We start from the raw sequence: 21142 nt of genomic DNA, 5'->3' as shown, positions 1-21142 counted from the left end.
TCCCGAGGAATGCCTATGCCGCGGAAGCTGATCGACATCTCCGTGCCGCTCAGAAACGACGTGACGGCGGATCCGCCGGGCAATCACCCGACGATCCAGTACATCGATCACCAGCAGGGCCTGCCGCGGATGCTGCAGTTCTTCGACGGCCTCACGGCGCAGGACCTGCCGGACGGCCAGGGCTGGGCCGTCGAGCAGGTCTCGCTGTCGACCCATAACGGCACGCATCTCGATGCGCCCTGGCACTTCCATCCAACCATGAATCGCGGCGAGCGGTCATGGACGATCGACGAGGTCCCGCTGGAATGGTGTTTTCAGCCCGGCGTGAAGCTCGACTTCCGGCATCTGCCCGACGGCTACGTGGCAAGCGCCGACGACGTCGAGAAGGAGTTGAGGCGGATCGGGCATGCGCTGTCGCCGCTGGAGATCGTCGTCGTCAACACCGGCGCCGGCGCCAGGTTCGGCCAAGCCGATTATGTCAGCTCAGGCTGCGGCATGGGCTATGAGGCCACCATGTATCTGCTCGAACGCGGCGTGCGGCTGACCGGCACCGACGGCTGGAGCTGGGACGCGCCGTTCGTCCACACCGCGAAGAAATATGCCGAAACGAAAGATGCCGGTCTGATCTGGGAGGGCCACAAGGCGGGACGGCACATCGGTTATTGTCATCTCGAGAAGCTGCACAATCTCGACCAGCTGCCTTCGACCGGGTTCACGGTCTCGTGCTTTCCGGTGAAGATCGAGCGGGCCTCCGCGGGCTGGACCCGCGCCGTCGCGATCATCGACAGCTAGCTGTCGAGCCCGCTCTCGGCGAGTTCGCGCAAGGCATTAATGTCGAGCACGACGATGGCGCCGTGCTCGAGGCGAACCCAGTTGCGGCCCGCCCAGGCGCGCAATTGCTTGTTGATGCTCTCGCGCGTCATCCCCACCATCTCGCTGATCTCCTGCTGCGTGATGGCGAGCGTGCCGCTGCCGGAGTCGAACTTGCGCTCTTCGGTGAGGCCGAGCAGCGCGCTCGCAAGCCGGCCCGGCAGATTTTGCAGGATCACCTGCTCGACCTGCTGACTGGTCCAGCGCAGGCGCGCGCAGAGCAGCTCGATGAATTTCATTGCGAGCGCCGGCTGGCTCTTCACGAACGGCAGGAAGTCCCGGCGATCGATGATGTAGAGCTCGCAATTGGTGTTGGCGGTCGCATCGGCCGACCTGGGGGCGCCGTCGAGCACCGCGATTTCGCCGAAGATCTCTCCAGGCCCGATCAGATTGAGAATGGCGTTGCGGCCGTCGGGCGACGAAGAGGAAATCTTCACCGTCCCTGTGATCACCGCGAACAGATTGTTGCCGGGATCGCCCTTGGCGGCGATCGTCGCGCCGCGCTTCACCGTGGTGTGCTTGGCGTAGCGGCAGAGCTGATCCAGCGCCTCCGGCTCCAGATCCGCAAAGATCGGGTGCTTGCGCAGGACCGATAATTTATTCCCCGCCGCTTGTCGGGGGTCGTCGCCGGTCTTGTCCTGAGGCACGCCACTGGGCTCCTAAGACTGCGAGGCACTGGGGTCCCTGCGTAGTCAGTGTAGCCCAGTTTTTCAACCGGAAAGCATGCGCCCCATTTGAGGCAAACGCGGCGAAAATGCCGCGGTCAGGGGTGAAGCCAGCAGCCGAAGGATGAGCCAATGCGTCCCAGTCGATGCAGAGTTGCAAGTGCGCACGCCACCTTGCGTTGAGGCGCTGCCAACCGTCCCGAACTCGCACGGCATAGCCCGCCCCGCGGACGCCGCAAGATGGGACGGTGATCTCAGAAGCTTCGACGCTTGACATCCGACTCAGGCCGGCCTGGACTGGTTTGCCGGTCTGCCCAGGCCAGAGCCCCGGCGAAGGTGACAAAGATTGCCACGACAATGGTGCTCATAAGCAACGCGTCAGCCGGCATGATGCTCTCCCCTGTGATTTTGAGCATTATTCGGGGCACCCGGCCGAATGCATTGATGCCGATCAAAATCGAGCCGCGCTGCGTCGGAATCAGGCTGCGGCCAAGGCCTCGACCTTCGCCGGATCGAGCAGGCTGATCCCGCCATGAATGATCTCGATCACGCCGTGGCGCTCCAGCTTGGTGAAGGTGCGGCTGACGGTCTCGATGGTCAGACCGAGGTAGTCGGCGATGTCCTGGCGGCTCATTGGAAGCGGAACCGTCTCCAACGCCCGCTTCAGCAAGACCAGCCGCTCGCGCCAGCTGAGCAGAAAGGCCGCAATCTTTTCGTCCGCCGAACGGCGGCCGAGCAGGACCATATGGTCCCGGGCCTGGCTCAGCTCGCGAATCGCCAGCTCGTTGATCCGCCTGAGGAGATGCGGCCGGTCCTCGATGAAACGGCCGAAGGGTGACTTCGCGAACTGGCATACGGTCACCGCGCCGATCGCATCGGCCGAAAAATTGTGCCTGCCAGAAATATTCATCCCCAGGAAATCGCCGGGCAAGGCAAAGCCCACGATCTGCCGGCGGCCGTCGGGCAGCAGCTTGTACAGCCGCATGACGCCCTCGAGGAGATTGTAGAACGAGGTCGTGATGTCCTCCTCGGAGAACACAGTCTCGCCTGAGGAAAAATGGACGCGCCGGCCGAGATGCTCGAATTCCCGAAGCTCGACCGCATCCAACGACGAACAAACCGCTGATGCGCGGACGGCGCAATCGCTGCAGAGCTGCCAGTTCGGCTCAATCGTGACTACGGGCTTCATCGACCGCTCCAAGCGCCGGCTGCCCATCAGGCCCACTCCGTCGCGCGGATGCATTTTACTGCACTGCGCCAAAGCCGGTTGACCCAGATCAATTTTGGAGGGAATCCCCGCCCTATTGTTCTCCCGGGCTTAAACGGGGTCACTTTACATGCTGCAAGGCACGCTGCGTCACGGGTTGGTCGGGTTGCTTCTGATGACGCCTGCCCTGGCGGCCCCGACCGCCGAACAACGCGGCAAGGCCTTTGCGCGCGGCAATTGCGCTCGTTGCCACGCGATCGACCGTACGTCGAACAGTCCGCTCAAGATCGCACCGCCGCTGCGAGCCCTGCACCAGCGCTATCTGATCGAGAGCCTTGGGGAGGCGCTGGCCGAGGGCATCAACACCGGCCACGCCGACATGCCGGCCTTCGAGCTCAGTCCGGACCAGATTCACGATCTCCTGTCCTACCTCAAGACCCTGGAATAGCCGCCCTCATACCGCCTGCACCGTCCAGCCGATCAGCTCCTTCGCGATGCGGGTGAAGGCCGTATCGAACGCCGCGACCGCCGCGGCCGGTTCGACCTTGTCGAGCTTTTCGCTGGTCTCGACGAGACGCGAGGCGACCACCTTGCCGTTCTGGTCGACGATCCGTGCCGACAGGCCGATCTCGACCCGTGTCTCTCCCTCGGTGGCGATGCGGAAGCGCCTGATGTCGATCAGCAGCTGATAGTCCGCTTGCCCGAGATCGGCCGTGCGCAACGGCGCATGGGCGATGTCGTAGTTCTCGAAACTGTCGATCAGACGCGCCTGTATCAGCTTGGGAATGCTGTCGGCCCAGAGGAAGTCCGCAAAGCCCGGATTATCGCCGCCCGGCGCGAACAGCATGCGCTGGGTCTGGAGCATGGCGACCGCTGTCGGCTCGGGGATGGCCAGTGACGCCGAGAGCGTCTTGCCGCCCGGACCGAGGTTCTGCGGCGTGCGCAGATCATAGGTGACTTTCTGCGCCGGCGTTCCGCCGCCGGTCATCTTCTCCAGGCCCGCCAAAATGCCGTCGATCTTGCCGGTGTTGCGCGCAAGCCCGTCGGAGAAGGTCTTGAGATTGGCGATGGTGTCCTTCAGCGGGCCCGAATTGTCCTCCAGCACGGTGTCGACCCGCCGCAGTGCATCGCGCGCGGCCTGCGTCATGCTCTGGCCCGCACCGGCCTCGGCAATCAAGGTCGGGGGCTCGCCGGATTTGGTGACGATGACGCCTCCCTCCAGCGTCACCACCGGCACGCCGGTCAGCCCCTGGAAATCGAGCCCGACCCTGCTGTCGGCACGCACCGGCGTGGTTGAAGCAACCGAGATCGTCGCATTGACGAAACGTGGATTATCCGGCGCAAGCCCGAGCTGGGTGACCTCGCCGACGCGGATGCCGTTGAACAGCACGCCGGCGCCGACCAGAAGACCGGGCACCGGGCCCTGGAATTGCACGTGATAGCTGGTGCGCGGCCCGATCCCGCCGGTGTTGTTCAGCCAATAGACGAAGCCGAACACCGCGAGGATCGCGGCCAGGACAAAACTGCCGATCAGCACGTAGGGAGCGCGGGTTTCCATGTCTCATCTCATCTCGTGTTGCAGCATCTGCGAGCGCTTACCGTGGAAATAGGCGCGCACCCAGGGATGCTCGGATTGCAGCAGCTCGCGCATCGGACCGATCGCCACGATCTTGCCGTCAGCGAGAGCGGCGACGCGGTCGCAGACCGTGGTCAGGCTCGCCAGATCATGGGTGACCATGAACACGGTGAGGCCGAGGGTCTTTTGCAGCGTCCCGATCAGCGCATCGAAATCGCCCGCCGCGATCGGATCGAGGCCTGAGGTCGGCTCGTCCAGGAACAGGATCGGCGGATCGAGCGCGAGCGCGCGCGCCAGCGCCACGCGCTTGGTCATGCCGCCGGATAGCTCCGCCGGATATTTATCGGCATCCTGGGGCCGCAGCCCGACCATTTCGAGCTTGGCGATCGCGATCTCGTCCATCAGCTCCTGCGACAGGACGAGATTTTCACGGAGCGGAAACTGGATGTTCTGCCGGACCGTCAGCGAGGAGAACAGCGCGCCCTGCTGGAACAGGATGCCCCAGGTCGTGGCCGCGCCTTCGGTGCGGCCGCCGATTGGCCGTCCCGTAACCTCGATGGTCCCGCCTTGGCGCGAGATGAGGCCGATGATGGTTCGCATCAGCACCGACTTGCCGCCACCGGACGCCCCCACGAGCCCGAGGATCTCACCCCGGCGCACGTCGAGCGACAGATCATCGAGCACGGTCTGCCGACCGAAGCCGACCACGAGGTCGCGGACGCTGATCGCGAACTGCTCTTGCGATTCGCCCATGATCACATTCCGATCGAGGCGAAGAAGATCGCGAACAGGCCGTCGAGCACGATCACCAGGAAGATCGACTTGACCACCGACGTCGTGGTCTGTCGTCCCAGCGATTCGGTGCTGCCCTTCACGCGCAAGCCCTCGCTGCAGGCGACTACTCCGATCACCAGCGCCATGAACGGCGCCTTCAGGATGCCCACCTCGAAATGGGTGACCGAGATCGCCTCGTGCAGCCGCGCGATGTAGATCGCCGGCGCCATGCCGCCGTAGAACTGCGCGACTAGGCCGCCGCCATAGAGTGCGGCAATCGATCCGATGAAGGCAAGGATCGGCAGCGCAATCACCAGGGCCGCAACCCGCGGCAGGATCAGGACGTGGACGGGATCGAGGCCCATGGTCGAAAGCGCATCGATCTCCTCGCGCATCTTCATCGAGCCGAGCTCGGCGGTGTAGGCGCTTCCCGAGCGGCCGGCGACCATGATGGCGACGATCAGCACGCCGAGCTCGCGCAGCACCAGGATGCCGACCATGTCGACGGTGTAGGACTCCGCGCCGAACCTGCGGAAATGGAAAAATCCCTGCTGGGCGATGATAGCGCCGATCAGGAAGGTGATCAGCACGACGATGGGGATGGCCTGCCAGCCGATGCGGTAGAGCTGATAGATCAGCGATGTCAGTCGCAGCGAGCGCGGCCGGCGCAGCACGCCGATCAGGGCCATGAACAGCGCGCCCAGCATTTGAAGAAAGATCGTGATGTCTTCGCGCGCGCCGACCGTGGACTTGCCGAGATCGTTCAGCCTGAGCAGAACAGGGTTGGGTGCAGGCGCCGGCAGCGGCGTTTGGCGGTTGACCTGACGCACCTCGTCCATCAGGCCACTGAAATGGTCGGCGACACCGATAAACTCGGCCGCTTGACCGGATGATGAGGCCCTGCGCGACAGCTTTTCCAGGACCCAGGCGCCGAGCGTGTCAAGCGCGCTGACGCCCGACATGTCCAGCGTCACGGCTCTGGATCGATCGACATCCGCCCCGACCGACCGGGACAACGTCTCAAGCATCGACACGTTCGCGGCAATCCACGGGCCTTCCGGGCACAATTTCAGCTCTTCGCCGGAGGGCGTTGCCAGCAACAGCGGTTCGGAATTCACGCTTCCACCTCATCGGGACAACCGGGTCCCGTTCAGCCGGCAGTTCTAGGCCAGCATGGGGCGGCCGGCTTGACCTGTCTCAAGGCCAGCTGTAGCGGCGCGCTCAGAGCTTCAGCCTGACATCGCATATATCCGGCTCGGTCGGATCCGGCTTCACATCGAAGCCGAGCTGGCGACACATCTCCAGCATGGTGGTGTTCTCCCTGAGAACATCACCCGAGATCGCTTTGAGGCCCTCCGATCTCGCGTAGTCGATGATCAGCTGCATCAGGGCCCATCCCAGACCCTTGCCCTTGAGGTCGGACCGCAGCAGGATCGCATATTCACCGCTCTCGTAGATCGAGTCCGAATGGAGCCGGACCACGCCGACCATCTCACCGGTCGCCTCGTCAAATGCGATAAAGGCCATCGCCCGCGCGTAGTCGAGCTGGGTCAGGCGCGCGATGAACTCGTGGGTGAACTCCTTCATCGGCGCGAAGAAACGCAGACGAAGGTCGTGCGCCGTGACATGACGCAGGAATGCGTGGATGGTCGGCTCGTCCTCCGGACGCAGGGGCCGCGCGAAGATCCGCCAGCCCTCCTTGAGCTTGAGGCGGCGCTCCCATTGCGACGGATAGGCCCGAACGGCGAAGTTGGCGGCGCCGGAGCCGGCAAACTTCCGTTGCGGCGGCCCGACTACGACGCGAGCGTCGACCGCGGTCACGCCGGTTTCATCCGCCAGCAGCGGATTGATGTCGAATTCGCGGATCTCGGGAATGTCGGCGGCCATCTGCGCCAGCTTGACTAGGACCATGGCGACGGCGTCGGGCTTCACCGCCGGCACGTCCCGGTAAGCGCGAAGCAGCCGGGACACGCGCGTGCGGTCGATCAGGTCGCGGGCCAGTTGCAGATCGAGCGGCGGCAGCGCAAGCGCCTTGTCGTTGATGATCTCGACCGCGGTCCCGCCGCGGCCGAACACCACGACGGTCCCGAAGGTCGGATCGTCGGCGAGGCCCAGAATCAACTCGCGCGCCTTCGCCTTCACGACCATCGCCTGCAGGATGACCCCCTCGATGCGGGCTTGCGGGCGCAGCTTGCGCGCCCGGGCGAGAATATCGGTAGCGGCGGCGCGCACCGCCTCGACCGTCGTCAGATTGAGCACGACGCCGCCGACATCGGATTTGTGAACGATGTCGCGCGACATGATTTTCAGCACGACGGTGGCGCCTTGCGCGAAGATTTCTTTCGCGTAGGCCACCGCCTGCTCGACATCCGCCGCGGCGTAAGTGGGCACCATCGCGATATCGTACGCTTCGAGCAGGTGCTTGATCTCGACCGGTTCGAGCCATTGGCGGCCGTCTGCGATGGCAGCAGCTACGATCTGCTTCGCAGCACGTGCGTCCGGCACGAAAGTCTCGGGCATCGCCGGTGGAACTTGGCTCAGTTCCTCCACCACTTCGCGGTGCCTCACGAGGTACATGAAGCCGCGCACGGCATCATCCTCGGTCGGATAGTTCGGGATGCCCGCGCCGGACAGTGTTTCGATGATGTTCTGGTCTGCTCCGATCCACGAGGCGAGCACGGGCTTGGCCCAACTGCGGTGCTTCTCGCGATATGCCTTGACACGTTCGGTCACCATCGTTGCGATATCGGCCGCCGAGGCGATCGCGGTCTGCACGTTGAGGACGAGGACCGCATCGTTGTCGAGATCGGCGAGCAACACGTCGAGCGCCGCCGCATAGCGCGACGCATCGGCGTCGCCCACGATGTCGACGGGATTTGCGCCGGACCAGGTCGGCGGCAGCGCGTCATCGAGCTTCTTGCGGGCATCCGCCGAGATGGTCGCCGGAATGCCGCCGAGCTCGACCAACCGGTCGATAGCGAGGACACCGATGCCGCCGCCATTGGTCAGGATGGCGAGGCGCTTTCCCGCCGGCGACTCGACGCGGCCGAGCGTCTCGGCGCAATCGAACAGCTCGCGCAGATCGGAGACCCGCAGGACGCCCGCGCGGCGGAACGCCGCGTCATAGACGGCGTCGGCGCCCGCGAGCGCACCGGTATGGGTGGCGGCCGCCTTCGCGCCCTGCGCCATTCGGCCGGACTTCACCACGACAACGGGCTTCACGCGCGCCGCGGCGCGCGCGGCCGACATGAACTTGCGCGCGTCCTTGATGGCCTCGATATAGAGCAGGATCGCGCGGGTCTTGTGATCCATCGCGAAATAGTCGAGCAGATCGGCAAGATCGACGTCGATTTGATCGCCGATCGAGACGATGCCGGAGAAGCCAACGCCGCGCTGCGCGGCCCAATCGACCATGCCGGCCGCGATCGCGCCCGATTGCGAGATCAGCGCGAGATTCCCGGGCCCCGGCATGTGCGCGGCAAAACTCGCGTTGAGGCTCACGCCGGGCATCATGATGCCCAGGCAGTTCGGCCCGATCAGCCGCATGCCGTATTTGCGGGCCGCAGTGATGGCAGCCTCGTGCAGGGATCCCGGTCCGTGGCCGAGCCCAGCCGAGACAATCAGGGCACCCGCCGAGCCGCGCCGCCCGGCTTGATCGACAATGCCGGGAACCGCGCGCGCCGGCGCGGTGATGATCACAAGCTCGGGCACGAACGGCAATTGATCGAGGCTGCCTACGGCCGCGACGCCGCCGATCTCGGCATGGCGCGGATTGACGAGGCCGAACTGTCCCGTGAATCCAGCCTTACGGATGTTCTCCAGAACGGCGCGTCCAACGGAGGCCGGGCGGGCGCTCGCACCGACGAGCGCGACCGAACGCGGCGACAGCAGGTTCTTCAGACGATAGATTGACATGAAAGCAAATGCGCCCGGTCGGTGGCGGTTCCGATGGTTGACGATCAGGCTGATGAACTGGCGACCCGCCTAGTACGAGAGCATAACCCAGCACGGTGGTTCGCCAATGACGGTCTTTGTCACACCGCCCCAAACGATCTCGTTCAGGCGCGAATGATGGTAGGCGCCCATCACGATCGCATCGATGGCATGGGAATTCGCCCAGCTTCCGAGCACCTTGCCAATCGAGCTGCCGTTGCCCTTCGCGGTTTCGAACGAGGCGTAGACCCCGTGTTCCCTCAAATGATCGACGAGAGCCGTGCCGGATTGCACGATCGCGTCGGACTTGTCGTCCGCCACGGTCACCACGCGGACTAGGGCTGCTGCCTGAAGGATAGGCAGCGCGTCGCCGACCGCCCGCGCCGCACGCGCGGAGTGATCCCAGGCGATCATGACGTTCTCGAATTCCGGGCGCAGTTCGTCCACATGCTGCTCCGGGCAGAGCAGCACTGGCCGCCCGGATTCGAACAGGAGCGTCTCGATGATGTGCTCGGTTCGGCTGTCGTGTGGCGTCACGGGGAGCAGCGTGAGATCGCTGAAGCGCCCGTGTTCGGCCAGGACTGACGCGATCTGGTCTGCCGGCACCTTGGCCGACCGGCTTTGAGCGCGAATGCCGGTGCGGGAGGTTGCACGGGTGAACGCATCCAGGAGGTGCTGACTGTCGCCCGCGCCAACCGACCCGTTTGCCTCGGCCGCATCGGGGAGCATCACCGTCGGTCGCACGAAAGCATCCTCCTCGAGTGCCAGCGCGGTGATCCTGGCGCCGAGGTCGGCGGCAACGGCCACGCATGTCTCGATCGCAGCAAGGGCCGGACCGCGTGGCTGGCCGACGAGCGGCAGAAAGACGTCCTTGATGGGCATCGGGATTCTCCTCAGGCACCAGAATAGGCCGGCTTTGGTCGGGACGCTTGATCCTCGTCAAGCCCGGGAACTCCGAGCGGTCGGAAGGAGACAGGCGTTGACCGAAGTCAAGGACTGGTCGCGATCTGCTTCTATGGATTACCCTGATTGCCGGCGGGCCGCCTTCCGACGCATCTGGACGCACCAGCTGGAATGACAGACGATTCTGCGACCCAGGACCGGATCTTTGCGGCGCTCACCAATTCCGCGGGTCATCCGAACGTGAGGCGGATCGATACGCACGCAGCTTCGGTCTTTCTCGAAGGCAGGCGTGCTCTGAAAATCAAGCGCGCCGTGCAGTTTCCGTTCCTCGATTATTCGACGCTCGAGAAGCGCAAGGCGGCGTGTGAGGAGGAGATCAGGATCAACCGGCCGCTGGCGCCGCAGATCTATCACCGCGTCGTGGCGATCACGGAAGAGCCCGATGGATCGGTGAAGGTCGACGGAAGCGGCCGGCCGATCGAGTATGCGGTCGAGATGTTGCGCTTCGACGAAAGCCGGACGTTGGATCATCTGGCCAAGGCCGGAGCGCTGGATGACACTTTTGCTTCGGCTGTCGCCGACGCGATCGCCGCTTCGCATGCGCAGGCTGTTCGCGCCGACGGCAGCCCATGGGTTTCCTCCATCCCCGGCCTGATCGATGGCAACAGCAATGGCCTGCGGACCGGCAATCATTTCGAAACCGAAGAGATCGCAGAACTCGGCAGAGACTCGCAAGCAATGTTCCTCCGCCTCCGGCCTTTGCTCGAAGAGCGCGGCCGTCAAGGCTTCGTGCGCCGCTGCCATGGCGACCTGCATCTTGCGAACATCGTGTCGATCGACGAGCGGCCGGTGCTGTTCGACGCCATCGAGTTCGACGCCCGGATGGCAACCACCGACGTGCTCTACGATCTCGCATTCGGATTGATGGATCTGTTGCACCACGATCAGGCACGCGCGGCCAACATCGTGCTGAACCGCTATCTCGCCGCGACGCCAGTCGAAAATCTCGACGCGCTCTCCGCACTGCCGCTGTTCATGTCTATCCGGGCGGCGATCCGCGCCCAGGTCGCGCTGGCACGGCTGAAGCCGCCGCATTCCGATGATCCCAGTATTCTCGACGAGGCAAGGCGCTATTTTGGCCTCGCCCGCGCGCTGATCCATCCTCCCGCTCCCCGACTGATTGCAATCGGCGGATTGTCAGGCACCGGAAAGACGATTTTGGCACGCGCGCTCGCGCCGGACGTTACGCCGCAGCCGGGGGCCGTCGTGCTGCGCAGCGACCTCGTCCGCAAGCAGACGTTAGGGGTCGAGGAAACGGGCCGCCTGCCGGCATCCGCATACACGCCGGAGGTCACGGCCCGCGTTTACGACATGCTGGCTCAGCACGCCGGGCGGGTGCTGGCGCAAGGCCACTCAGCGATCATCGACGGCGTGTTCGCCCGTGAGGACGAACGAGACGCGGTCACCGCCCTGGCGCGCGAGCGCAACGTGCCGCTGAGCGGCCTCTTTCTGGTTGCAGACCTCGCGACTCGGCAGGCGCGGATCGGGGGCCGCCGGGGCGACGCATCCGACGCCACGCAAGAGGTTGCCGCGCTGCAAGAGCACTATAATATCGGCCATGTCGGTTGGGCGACCATCGATGCATCCGGGACGCAAGAGCAGACGCTCCAGAACTGCCGGGACGCGATCGCCGAGAGCAAGTAAGGCAATCTGCAAATGGCGCGACCCAGCACGAGTTCGACGGCCTCGCGCGTCAAGCCTGCTGCGAGGCGCAATGACCTGCCCGGCCGCCTCAGCCCGGGCATGGTCTGCGACACGGCGTTCCGGATCGTCGCCCGCCGTCACCTCGCCGCCGTTCGCGCCCAGCATGACGGCACTTGCCGCGGCGATCCCGAGGCACTGCACCAGATCCGGATTGCACTGACGCATCTGCGCACCGCCATCCGCTTCTTCTCGCCGATGGTCGATGACGCCCTTCGCCCGGAGGTCTGGACCGAACTGAAATGGCTGAATAGCCAGCTCGGCATGGTGCGGGACCTCGACGTGGCGATCGAGCGGGTCATCGCCGAAAGTGGCGGCGAGTTGACCGTGATTGCCGAGCTCCAGCACTGGGACGAGAAGCGCGCCGAGAGCCATCGCCAGTTGGCGCGCGCGCTGCAATCCGCGCGGTATCGCCATCTCGTCGCGCAGACGTCAGCCTGGATCGAGAGCGGCCCCTGGTCGACCCGGCGCAGCAAGGAAGCTATCAGGCTACGCCGCTGCACGCTCGCCGACCACGCAACAGCGAAACTCACGGAATGGGAAAAGACGCTGCTCAAGCAAGCGCGAAAATTGCGCGAGCTCGACGTCGAGAAACGGCACAAGCTGCGGCTTCTCAACAAGCGGCTGACCTATTCGATCGAGTCGCTCGAGGACCTGTTCGCAGACGAGTCGCTGACAAAGCAACAGTCGATCCTCAAGCAATTGCGCAAGGCGCAAAAGTCCCTCGGGCGATTGAATGACGATGCGCGAGGGCAAACCTTGGCGGCGTCATTGAACGAGGCCGTCCCCGAGGCGGGCATTCGCTTCCGCAACCGCAAGCGCGAAAAGAAACTGTTGCGGACCGCCTCGCGCGCCTACCGGAAACTCGACAAGGCCAAGCCGTTCCGCTCCGCCGATCTTGCGCCGGATGCGGAGCCTGAGGACTAGGTGATCTCGCCAAGGCGAACCTAAAAAAGGCGAGCTGGACAAGCCGTCGGTTCAGCGCGGAATGACGGCGGTGGCTTCGATTTCGACGCGCGCCGCCTTCTCGACGAGCCGGACGACCTGAACCAGCGCCATCGCCGGGTAGTGCGCGCCGAAGATGGCGCGGTAGGCCTTGCCGAGCTCTTTCAGGTTCGTCAGGTACTCGTCCATGTCGACGACGTACCAGGTCAGGCGCACCAGATGCTCTGGCTGCGCGCCGGCCTCCGCGAGGATCGCCGCGATGTTGCCTAGGGTTTGGCGCACTTGCGCGACAAAACCCTCCGCGAGACGCTCCTCGTCATCCCAGCCGATGACGCCGCCAGTGACGACGATGCGTCCCTCGGCGGCCATGCCGTTGGCATAGCCTTTCGGTACCGGCCAACCGGACGGCTGGAGCACCTGCGCCCTGGAGCGGGTTTTATCCTCGGCTGTTGTCGGCAGCACCGCGAGGTGCGGGCCTTTCGGCGTGGTCACTGACAATTTTCTATCCTTCTCATTCCGCCGCGACGCCGGAGGACGGCAGCGCGGTCTGCGCCAGTTGCCGCAGGGCAAAGCGCTTTAGTTTGCCGGTCTCGGTCTTCGGTAGCTGCGTCACGAACTCGATCGCGCGCGGATATTTGTAGGGCGCGATCTCGCGTTTGACATGCTCCTGCAACGCAGCCACGAGCTCGGCATCCGGCGTTACGCCCGGCGCGGCAACGACATAGGCCTTCACGATCATGCCGCGCGCCTCGTCTGGCGCGCCGACGACCCCGCATTCGACGACCGAGGGATGCGTGAGCAGCGCCGCCTCGACGTCCGTGCCTGCGATGTTGTAGCCGGCCGACACGATCATGTCGTCCGAGCGCGACTGATACCAGAAATAGCCGTCGCTATCCATCAGATAGGTGTCGCCCGTGATGTTCCAGCCGTTCTGGACGTATTTGCGTTGCCGCTCGTCGGCGAGATAGCGGCATCCGGTCGGCCCGCGGACCGCGAGCCGTCCCATCGTGCCCGGCGGCAAATCATTGCCGGAATCGTCGACGATCTTCGCTTCATACCCCGGCACCGGCTTGCCCGTCGCACCGGGGCGGATCTCGTCCTCGGTCGCGCTGATGAAGATGTGCAGCAGCTCGGTCGAGCCGATGCCGTCCATCAGCTTGATGCCGGTCGCCTTTAGCCAGGCATCGAATGTCGGCTTGGGCAGCGTCTCGCCGGCGGACACGCATTTGCGAAGCGAGGAAATATCGCGGCCCGGAAGCTTGCCAATCATCGCCCGGTACGCGGTCGGCGCGGTGAAGCAGACCGTGGTCTTGTACTGCTCGATCGCATTCAGAATGTCGTCGGGCGCCGTCTTCTCCAGAACGACAAAGGAGGCGCCGATGTGCATCGGAAACAGCACGCCGCCGAAGCCGAACGTGAAGGCGAGCGGTGCCGAGCCGACGAAGCGATCCTTCTGCTCCGCCCGCAGGATGTTGCGCGCATAACCATCGCAGACCGCCAGCATGTCACGGTGGAAATGCATGGTGCCCTTGGGATCGCCGGTCGTGCCCGACGTGAACGCGATCAGGCAGACGTCGTCGGATGCAGTATCGACGGCTTTGAACTCCGGGCTTGCATCCCCCATCAGCGCCTCGAGCGAGTCGCCGCTGCCGTTGCCCCAATAGACCACGCGCTTGAGGCCTGGGGCTGCGGCTTTCGCCTTCTCCATTTCCTCGGCGAGCTTGCCATCGCAGAGCGCGAGCGTGATCTCCGCCTTCTGGATCGGATAGGACAGCTCCTTGGCGCGCAAGAGCGGCATCGTCGCCACGACGATGCCTCCGGCCTTGATCACCGCCAGATAGGTCGCGACCATCATCGGATTGTTGGCCGAGCGAAGCAGCACGCGCCCGCCGGTGACGAGACCAAGCTTGCCGACCAGCACATTGGCGATGCGGTTCACGAGCGTTTGCAGCTCACGATAGGTGTAGCTGACGGCGGGGCTGATCACGCAGGCAGCGTCGCCATGTCCCTGCTCGACCCAGCGGTCTAGGAAATAGCTGACGCAGTTCAGGCGGGGCGGATATTGCAGTTCCGGTCGTGTGAAGATGAATTCCGGCCAGAGCTCGCGTGGCGGAAGATGCTGCCGCGCGAACGCATCGACATGGGCTGTCGCGGCATTGTCGCCATGCGAGCCCGAGATTTGAACCTTGGCGGCGTTGGCCATCGCACGCTCCTTTCAGCATGGAAAGCACCTGGCAGCACTCGGAAACATTTTAGGCTTAAAGCAATTTCGCGCAATAGCGGATTTTGGGCATCCCGTGCTTTTTCCGGCGGCAAACGGGATTGGTGGGTGCCTCAGCCGCGGACCTAAATCGGGCGGCGAGCGGCCGATTTCTGCGCCGATGCCTTGGTCTTGGCGAGCAGCCGCATCAATTCGCGCACATCCTTCGGCGTCAGATCGGCGAAGAGATCGGCGATCCAAGTTTCGTGTTCCGCGGCCATTCTGCGAAACTCGGCGCGACCGAGTTTAGTCAGCCGGATCACCTGGACGCGGCGGTCCGTCTCCGACGTGCGGCGGTCGAGATGACCGGATTCCACGAGGCGCTCGACCAGACCGGTGACGTTGCCGTTCGAGACCATCATGCGCTTGGAGACGTCGGACAGCGTCATGCCGTCGGGTGCCTTGTCGAGCTGCGCCATCAGGTCGAAACGGGGCAATGTGACGTCGAAGCGCTGCCGCAACCGGCCACGAACCTCGCCCTCGATCAGGGTCGTGCAGGTCAAGAGGCGTAGCCACAGCCGAAGCTCTTCGGCGTGATCCTCCGGAGTTTCGACGGCCTTGGTCTCGGAATCGAGCATGTTGATGCAGTCACTCACGGCCGGCATTGGCGCCCGGCACGGATCCCCCACGTTTTGAGCTTCAAATAAATCGACGCCGGCTGCAAGCGTAAAGCCGCAACAATCGACCGCATGCCGATTTCTTTAGGCTTCAAATAATTGGCGCGCCACTTGCATGCACCGCTGCCCGCCGGATGACGACACTTTGAGCTCGCTTGCCGCGGCAGCAATCATCGGCATAAACTTGGATTGAAGTAGCGGCTTGCAGCGCAAGTCCTGTTATCACGGGGGACAGATCATGAAGACGCAAATGACGTTGGCCGCAGCGGCCTTGCTGCTTGGCACCGCGGTGAGCCCTTCCCTCGCCCAGGAAAAAATCAAGCTGGGTGTGATCGTGACCCTGTCGGGACCCGCCGCTGCACTTGGCCAACAGGTTCGCGACGGTTTTGCGCTCGGGGTCAAGGATCTCGGCGGCAAGATGGGCGGTCGCGAAGTCGAGGTCGTCGTGGTCGACGACGAATTGAAGCCGGACGCTGCGGTCACCAAGGTCAAGGGTCTGCTGGAGCGCGACAAGGTCGACTTCGTGGTCGGCCCGATCTTCTCCAACATCCTTCAGGCGATCCACCGGCCGGTGACGGAATCGAAAACCTTCCTGATCAGCCCCAATGCCGGCCCATCCACTTTTGCCGGCAAGGATTGCAACCCGTTCTTCTACGTGACCTCGTACCAGAACGATCAGGTGCACGAAATCCTCGGCAAGGTCGCGCAGGATCGCGGCTACAAGCGCATGTATCTGATGGTGCCGAATTATCAGGCCGGCAAGGACTCGGTCGCCGGCTTCAAGCTCGACTACAAGGGTGAGATCGTCGAGGAATCCTACATGCCGCTCAACACGCTGGACTTCCAGCCGGAGCTTTCCAAGATTTCATCGCAGAAACCGGATGCGCTCTTCACGTTCATGCCCGGCGGTCTCGGCGTCAATCTCGTCAAGCAATACAAGCAGGCCGGCCTCGCCGACAGCATTCCGGTGCTCTCGGCTTTCACGGTGGATGAATCGACCTTGCCGGCGCAACAGGACGCGGCGGTCGGCATGTTCGGCGGCGCGAACTGGGCGCCCAATCTCGACAATCCCCAGAACAAGAAGTTCGTCGCCGCCTACGAGGCCGCCTATAACGGCGTGCCCGGCACCTACGCCTTCCAGGCGTATGATGCCGCGATGCTGATCGACAGCGCCGTCAAAGCCGTGAAGGGCGACCTCTCGAACAAGGACGCGGTCGCGGCCGCGCTGAAAAAGGCCGACTTCACCTCGTTGCGCGGCGCCTTCAAGTTCAACACCAATGGTTATCCGATCCAGGATTTCTATCTGACCAAGGTCGCCAAGCGCGCGGACGGCAAGTTCCAGACCGAGATCGTTCAGAAAGTCTTCGAGAATTACGGCGACCGCTACGCCAAGGACTGCAAGGCGGCGAACTAAGCCGCACGTCTCGTTGAGGGAGGATCACAATGAAGAGCGAAATCACCGGCATTACACGGGCCAATGAGGGAATCCAGGGCATCTCCTGGAACATTCTTGGCCAGACCTATGTGCCGAAGAGCAACACGGAGCACAGCTTCTCCTGGCATGCGACGCTGCCGCCGGGTACGTTCGTGCCGCCACACATTCATCCCGACCAGGATGAATATCTCTACATGCTGGAGGGCAAGCTCGATTTCATGCTCGGCAATTCCGAGGCGCAGGCGACCGCGGGCGACCTGATCCGGCTCGGCATGGGTGTGCCGCACGGCATCTTCAACAAATCGGAGCAGACCGCGAAGGTGCTGTTCTGGGTGTCACCGACCCGCAAGCTGTTCGACCTGTTCTGGGGCCTCCACAACATGAAGGAACAGAAGCCCGAGGACGTGGTGGCGATGGCCGCCGAGTTCAACATCCACTTCCTGCCGCCACCTCCCGGCGGCTAGCAGGGCATCTTAAGCCCGCACCGCCGCAAGTCCCGGCACTGCGGCGAAGCCGGCCTTGGTGGCATAGCCGCGCACGATCGCCTCGCGCTGGGAATAGCTCAGCACGTTGTCGACATTGTCGAAACCATCAGGCGCGAGCTGCTCGACGGCGTCGATGACGCCTTCGGGACCGCCACGCCTATTGGAGCGGACGATATCCGCGGTCATCGGCAGGCGCTTCTTTTCGTATTCAAGTAATGCCTGGCGCGGATGCTCGGCGCGCACCAGCGCGTCAGCGAGGCAGCGCGCGTCGAGGATGGCCTGCGAAGCGCCGTTGGAGCCAACCGGATACATCGGATGCGCGGCATCGCCGAGCAGCGTGACTCTGCCCGACGACCAATAGGGCAACGGATCGCGGTCGCAGGTCGGATATTCGTAGAACTCGGGCGTGGCCGAAATCAGGCTCTTCACGTCGACGTAAGGCACCGAGAAGCGCGCCACATGCGGCATCAGCTCCTCGCGACGGCCCGGCCGCGACCAGTCTTCCTTGCGTGGCGGCGGGGCATTGCCCTCGCCCACCTTCACCAGCACCGCCCAGTTGGTGAGGCGGCTCGCCGGACTCGATCCCTCCGCAATGGGATAGATCACCACCTTGGCGTTGAGGCCACCGGCGACGATCATCGACTTGCCGGTAAGGAATAGCGGCCAATCCCGCGCACCGCGCCACAGCATCAGACCGTTCCAGCACGGCGGCCCCTCGCTCGGGAACAGCGTGTCGCGGACCCGCGAATGGATGCCGTCGGCACCAATCAGGATGTCGCCGCGCGCGGTATGGATGTGCGCGCCTGAGCGGTCGAAGAAGTACGCGGTGACGCCGCTCTCGTCCTGCGTGAAGGCACCGAGGCGGCAGCCGGTGTGGATGGCCTCCGGCCCGAGCCGCTCCTCGACAGCCCGATGGATGACGCCCTGAAGGCGACCGCGGTGGATCGAGAATTGCGGCACATCGTGGCCGGCGTCGATGCCGCGGGCCTCGCGCCAGACTTCCTGGCCGTGACGGTTGAGGTAATAGAGCTGGTCGGTGCGGATCGCGACATCGTCAAGCTGCTGGAGCAAACCGAGGCCTGCCAGCTCGCGCATGGCATGCGGCAGCGTGTTGATGCCGACGCCAAGCTCGCGGATGGTGTCGGACTGCTCGAAGATCTCGCAAGCGAGGCCCCGCGAGCGCAGCATCAATGCGGTGGTGAGACCACCGATACCGCCACCGACGATAATCGCCTTCATCGCCCTCACTCCACTCGGTACACACCAGGCAACGCGGCCAAATTCGCACGGGCGGTCACTCCGCCGCAAGCGGCTTTGTCGCCTCCGCCTTGAGCTCGGCCCGGGTCTTGGGCTTAGCCTTAATTCTCAGCTCCTCGAGATCCTGCCGGTCGCGCACGCTGTTGCGGAAAATCTGATCTTTTCCGGGAAGATATTGCGGCGGGCAGAACGCGTCGTCCGCCCCGTACCAAGCCGCCGCCCGCATGGTGAAGAAGGGATCGACTAGATGCGGCCGCCCGAGCGCAACGAGGTCCGCCCGGCCCGCAGCCAGGATGGTGTTGGCCTGGTCCGCCGTCGTGATATTGCCGACGCACATCGTGGCCACGCGCGCCTCATTGCGGACCTGGTCGGAGAACGGGGTCTGGAACATGCGGCCATAGATCGGCTGCGCATCGCGCACGGTCTGCCCGGTCGAGACGTCGACGAGATCGACGCCGGCTTCGGCAAAGGCGCGCGCGATCGCCACCGCGTCGTCGCCGCCGATGCCACCCTCGGCCCAGTCGGTCGCGGAAATGCGCACCGACATTGGCTTGTGCGACGGCCACACGGCCCGCAGCGCCTCGAAGATTTCGAGCGGAAAGCGCAAACGATTGGCGAGCGAGCCGCCATACTCATCCGTGCGGGTGTTCGTCAGCGGCGAGATGAAGCTCGCAAGCAGATAGCCGTGGGCGCAGTGCAATTCGAGCATGTCGAAGCCGCAGCGTTCGCCGCGCTCGGCCGCCGCGACGAAAGCATCTCTCACTACGTTCATGCCGGCCCGATCGAGCTCGCGCGGAACCTGACTGTCGGGGAAATAGGGCAGCGGCGATGCCGAAAACACCTCCCAGCCACCCTCCTCGAGCGGACGATCCATGCCGTCCCACATCAGCCTGGTCGCACCCTTGCGCCCGGCGTGCCCCAGTTGCAGGCAGATTTTTGCGGCTGAATTGGCATGGACGAAATCAACAATGCGCCGCCAGGATGCCTCCTGCTCGTCATTCCACAGTCCTGTGCAGCCGGGCGTGATGCGGGCGTCGCGGGCAACGCAGGTCATCTCCGTGAAGATCAGACCGGCGCCACCGATCGCACGCGATCCGTAATGCACCAGGTGGAAATCGGTCGGCACGCCCTCTTTCGCCGAATACATGCACATCGGCGACACCACGGCGCGATTGGCTATCTCCATCTCGCGCAGCCGGAATGGCTGGAACAGCGGCACCATCGGCTTCTCGGTGTCGACGTCGAAACCGCTGTCACGAACACGCTTGGCAAACGATCTTTCGACCTCGGCCACGAAGTCGGGAGCGCGGAGTTTCAGATTGTCATAGGTGATCGCCTTCGAGCGCGTCATCACGCCGAAGGCGAACTGCACCGGATCGAAATCCCAGAAGCGGTCGACATGCTCGAACCAGACCAGCGAAACGTCGGCGGCGTGCTGCGTCTTCTCGACCTCCTCGCGCCGCCCGTGCTCATAGACGTCCAGCGCCGCCTTGATGCTGGGCGCCTTGTCCATCGCCTCGGCCAGCGCGATCGCGTCTTCCATTGCGAGCTTGGTGCCTGAGCCAATCGAGAAATGCGCGCTCGCCTTGGCGTCGCCGAGCAGAACCATGTTGTCCTTGACCCAGCGCTTGCTGCGGATCATCGGAAAGTTGCGCCACGTCGAGCGGTTGGTGAGCAGTTGGTGACCGTCGAGGAACCAGCCGAAAATCTCCGCCATTCGCGTAGCCGACTGGGTCTCGTTCAGCCCTGTCAGCCCGGCGCGTTCGAACGTCTCCGGATCGGTCTCGAAAATCCAGGTCGAGTGGCCGGCTTCATATTGATAGGCATGGGCGATGAACGGCCCCCACTCCGTCTCCTGGAAGATGAAGGTGAAGGCATCCAGCGGCCTGGTCGAGCCCATCCAGGCGAACTTGTTGGCACGCAGGTCGACTTCCGGCGCGAAATGATCGACGTATTTGTCACGGAAGCGGCTGTTGATGCCGTCCGCGACCAGGATGAGATCGGCGTCGGCGAAGCGGGATTCGTCTTCGACGTCCGCTTCGAAATTCAGGACGACGCCCAGTTCGCGCGCGCGCGCCTGGAGGATCAGGAGCAGCTTCTGCCGCGAGCAGCCACAAAAGCCGTTGCCGCCGACCCGATGGACCGTTCCGCGGAAGTGCACTGCGATGTCGTCCCAGTAGGCGAATTCCTGGGTGATGCGGCGATAGCTCGGAAGGTCGTGCTTCTCGAAATTATCGAGCGTGGCGTCCGAGAACACCACGCCGAAGCCGAAGGTGTCGTCGGCGCGGTTGCGCTCGTATACCGCGATCTCGGCGCTCGGTCGCTGCTTCTTGAGCAGGATTGCAGCGTAGAGACCCGCAGGTCCGCCACCGATGATCGCGACTTTCATGGGAGCCTCGCCAATTCAACCCGCCGAAACTATTTTAAGCCTAAACTAATTGCGCGCAAGTCCCC

General features: G+C 64.0%; 18 protein-coding genes. 6 read left to right on the top strand and 12 right to left on the bottom strand.

What is annotated here, in order from left to right; translation table 11 throughout:
- The first annotated feature begins 15 nt into the window (after positions 1-15).
- Positions 16-792 carry a cyclase family protein gene (locus tag IVB54_RS13090; protein WP_018454809.1) on the top strand — a complete coding sequence of 259 codons (777 nt, stop codon included), beginning with the start codon at positions 16-18 and terminating at the stop codon, positions 790-792.
- On the opposite strand, the gene IVB54_RS13085 is transcribed toward IVB54_RS13090, so the two are convergent.
- Complete coding sequence (locus IVB54_RS13085; protein ID WP_018454810.1) at positions 789-1517, bottom strand: Crp/Fnr family transcriptional regulator; 729 nt, start codon at positions 1515-1517, stop codon at positions 789-791. The genes IVB54_RS13090 and IVB54_RS13085 overlap by 4 nt on opposite strands.
- A gap of 496 nt (positions 1518-2013) precedes the next feature.
- A complete protein-coding gene (locus tag IVB54_RS13080) occupies positions 2014-2724 on the bottom strand; it encodes a helix-turn-helix domain-containing protein (RefSeq protein WP_247452871.1) in 711 nt (236 codons plus the stop codon).
- 148 nt (positions 2725-2872) lie between these two features.
- Here IVB54_RS13080 and IVB54_RS13075 point away from each other — a divergent pair, with 148 nt between their 5' ends.
- Positions 2873-3190 (top strand): c-type cytochrome, encoded by a 318-nt coding sequence (locus tag IVB54_RS13075; RefSeq protein ID WP_247452873.1) that lies wholly within the window; start codon positions 2873-2875, stop codon positions 3188-3190.
- A 6-nt stretch (positions 3191-3196) separates the two neighbouring features.
- Here IVB54_RS13075 and IVB54_RS13070 read toward each other — a convergent pair whose 3' ends face one another.
- From IVB54_RS13070 to IVB54_RS13050, 5 genes are all read right to left on the bottom strand, one after another.
- A complete protein-coding gene (locus tag IVB54_RS13070; protein WP_247452874.1) occupies positions 3197-4300 on the bottom strand; it encodes an ABC-type transport auxiliary lipoprotein family protein in 1104 nt (367 codons plus the stop codon).
- A gap of 3 nt (positions 4301-4303) precedes the next feature.
- Entirely contained in the window at positions 4304-5071 is a 768-nt protein-coding gene (locus tag IVB54_RS13065) for an ABC transporter ATP-binding protein (protein WP_247452875.1), read from the bottom strand.
- Between the two features lie 2 nt (positions 5072-5073).
- On the bottom strand, positions 5074-6210 hold the full coding sequence (locus IVB54_RS13060; protein WP_247452877.1) for an ABC transporter permease: 1137 nt from the start codon (positions 6208-6210) through the stop codon (positions 5074-5076).
- A gap of 103 nt (positions 6211-6313) precedes the next feature.
- Positions 6314-9007: a bifunctional acetate--CoA ligase family protein/GNAT family N-acetyltransferase gene (locus IVB54_RS13055; protein WP_247452879.1), complete on the bottom strand. Its 2694-nt coding sequence runs from the start codon at positions 9005-9007 to the stop codon at positions 6314-6316.
- 69 nt (positions 9008-9076) lie between these two features.
- Positions 9077-9907 carry a universal stress protein gene (locus IVB54_RS13050; RefSeq protein WP_247777267.1) on the bottom strand — a complete coding sequence of 277 codons (831 nt, stop codon included), beginning with the start codon at positions 9905-9907 and terminating at the stop codon, positions 9077-9079.
- Positions 9908-10099: 192 nt separating this feature from the next.
- Between IVB54_RS13050 and IVB54_RS13045 the strand changes: the two genes are divergently transcribed.
- Positions 10100-11632 carry a bifunctional aminoglycoside phosphotransferase/ATP-binding protein gene (locus tag IVB54_RS13045; protein ID WP_247452883.1) on the top strand — a complete coding sequence of 511 codons (1533 nt, stop codon included), beginning with the start codon at positions 10100-10102 and terminating at the stop codon, positions 11630-11632.
- A 12-nt stretch (positions 11633-11644) separates the two neighbouring features.
- Positions 11645-12616 carry a CHAD domain-containing protein gene (locus IVB54_RS13040; RefSeq protein ID WP_247452885.1) on the top strand — a complete coding sequence of 324 codons (972 nt, stop codon included), beginning with the start codon at positions 11645-11647 and terminating at the stop codon, positions 12614-12616.
- Between the two features lie 51 nt (positions 12617-12667).
- Here the strand turns inward: IVB54_RS13040 and IVB54_RS13035 are convergent, their stop codons facing one another.
- The 3 genes from IVB54_RS13035 to IVB54_RS13025 form a co-directional block, all read right to left on the bottom strand.
- Positions 12668-13132, bottom strand: coding sequence for a RidA family protein (locus IVB54_RS13035; RefSeq protein WP_247335199.1), 465 nt, complete (start codon positions 13130-13132; stop codon positions 12668-12670).
- Positions 13133-13145: 13 nt separating this feature from the next.
- Entirely contained in the window at positions 13146-14837 is a 1692-nt protein-coding gene (locus IVB54_RS13030; protein WP_247541602.1) for a benzoate-CoA ligase family protein, read from the bottom strand.
- A gap of 143 nt (positions 14838-14980) precedes the next feature.
- Positions 14981-15499: a MarR family transcriptional regulator gene (locus IVB54_RS13025; protein ID WP_247777266.1), complete on the bottom strand. Its 519-nt coding sequence runs from the start codon at positions 15497-15499 to the stop codon at positions 14981-14983.
- A 250-nt stretch (positions 15500-15749) separates the two neighbouring features.
- Here IVB54_RS13025 and IVB54_RS13020 point away from each other — a divergent pair, with 250 nt between their 5' ends.
- Both IVB54_RS13020 and IVB54_RS13015 read left to right on the top strand, forming a co-directional pair.
- The gene (locus IVB54_RS13020) at positions 15750-16925 is read left to right on the top strand and encodes an ABC transporter substrate-binding protein (RefSeq protein WP_247335202.1); all 1176 of its coding nucleotides are present in this window, start codon (positions 15750-15752) and stop codon (positions 16923-16925) included.
- A 29-nt stretch (positions 16926-16954) separates the two neighbouring features.
- Positions 16955-17410: a cupin domain-containing protein gene (locus IVB54_RS13015; protein WP_247452890.1), complete on the top strand. Its 456-nt coding sequence runs from the start codon at positions 16955-16957 to the stop codon at positions 17408-17410.
- Between the two features lie 9 nt (positions 17411-17419).
- Here IVB54_RS13015 and IVB54_RS13010 read toward each other — a convergent pair whose 3' ends face one another.
- Together IVB54_RS13010 and IVB54_RS13005 are read right to left on the bottom strand one after the other, a co-directional pair.
- Positions 17420-18670, bottom strand: coding sequence for a flavin-dependent oxidoreductase (locus tag IVB54_RS13010; protein WP_247369609.1), 1251 nt, complete (start codon positions 18668-18670; stop codon positions 17420-17422).
- A 55-nt stretch (positions 18671-18725) separates the two neighbouring features.
- On the bottom strand, positions 18726-21077 hold the full coding sequence (locus IVB54_RS13005; RefSeq protein WP_247452898.1) for a bifunctional salicylyl-CoA 5-hydroxylase/oxidoreductase: 2352 nt from the start codon (positions 21075-21077) through the stop codon (positions 18726-18728).
- Positions 21078-21142: the final 65 nt, after the last annotated feature.

Origin of the sequence: Bradyrhizobium sp. CW1, from assembly GCF_023100665.1 — a bacterium.
Lineage (GTDB): Bacteria > Pseudomonadota > Alphaproteobacteria > Rhizobiales > Xanthobacteraceae > Bradyrhizobium > Bradyrhizobium canariense_D.
The sequence above is the reverse complement of the archived record's forward strand: the minus strand, read 5'-3'. Positions and strand labels throughout refer to the sequence as shown.

What these genes read in the sequence shown, in the direction of transcription:
- IVB54_RS13090 (WP_018454809.1), top strand. Translation starts at nt 16, where the DNA reads ATGCCGCGGAAGCTGATCGACATCTCCGTGCCGCTCAGAAACGACGTG.
- IVB54_RS13080 (WP_247452871.1), bottom strand. Translation starts at nt 2,724, where the DNA reads ATGAAGCCCGTAGTCACGATTGAGCCGAACTGGCAGCTCTGCAGCGAT.
- IVB54_RS13075 (WP_247452873.1), top strand. Translation starts at nt 2,873, where the DNA reads ATGCTGCAAGGCACGCTGCGTCACGGGTTGGTCGGGTTGCTTCTGATG.
- IVB54_RS13070 (WP_247452874.1), bottom strand. Translation starts at nt 4,300, where the DNA reads ATGGAAACCCGCGCTCCCTACGTGCTGATCGGCAGTTTTGTCCTGGCC.
- IVB54_RS13065 (WP_247452875.1), bottom strand. Translation starts at nt 5,071, where the DNA reads ATGGGCGAATCGCAAGAGCAGTTCGCGATCAGCGTCCGCGACCTCGTG.
- IVB54_RS13055 (WP_247452879.1), bottom strand. Translation starts at nt 9,007, where the DNA reads ATGTCAATCTATCGTCTGAAGAACCTGCTGTCGCCGCGTTCGGTCGCG.
- IVB54_RS13050 (WP_247777267.1), bottom strand. Translation starts at nt 9,907, where the DNA reads ATGCCCATCAAGGACGTCTTTCTGCCGCTCGTCGGCCAGCCACGCGGT.
- IVB54_RS13045 (WP_247452883.1), top strand. Translation starts at nt 10,100, where the DNA reads ATGACAGACGATTCTGCGACCCAGGACCGGATCTTTGCGGCGCTCACC.
- IVB54_RS13040 (WP_247452885.1), top strand. Translation starts at nt 11,645, where the DNA reads ATGGCGCGACCCAGCACGAGTTCGACGGCCTCGCGCGTCAAGCCTGCT.
- IVB54_RS13030 (WP_247541602.1), bottom strand. Translation starts at nt 14,837, where the DNA reads ATGGCCAACGCCGCCAAGGTTCAAATCTCGGGCTCGCATGGCGACAAT.
- IVB54_RS13025 (WP_247777266.1), bottom strand. Translation starts at nt 15,499, where the DNA reads ATGCCGGCCGTGAGTGACTGCATCAACATGCTCGATTCCGAGACCAAG.
- IVB54_RS13020 (WP_247335202.1), top strand. Translation starts at nt 15,750, where the DNA reads ATGAAGACGCAAATGACGTTGGCCGCAGCGGCCTTGCTGCTTGGCACC.
- IVB54_RS13015 (WP_247452890.1), top strand. Translation starts at nt 16,955, where the DNA reads ATGAAGAGCGAAATCACCGGCATTACACGGGCCAATGAGGGAATCCAG.
- IVB54_RS13010 (WP_247369609.1), bottom strand. Translation starts at nt 18,670, where the DNA reads ATGAAGGCGATTATCGTCGGTGGCGGTATCGGTGGTCTCACCACCGCA.
- IVB54_RS13005 (WP_247452898.1), bottom strand. Translation starts at nt 21,077, where the DNA reads ATGAAAGTCGCGATCATCGGTGGCGGACCTGCGGGTCTCTACGCTGCA.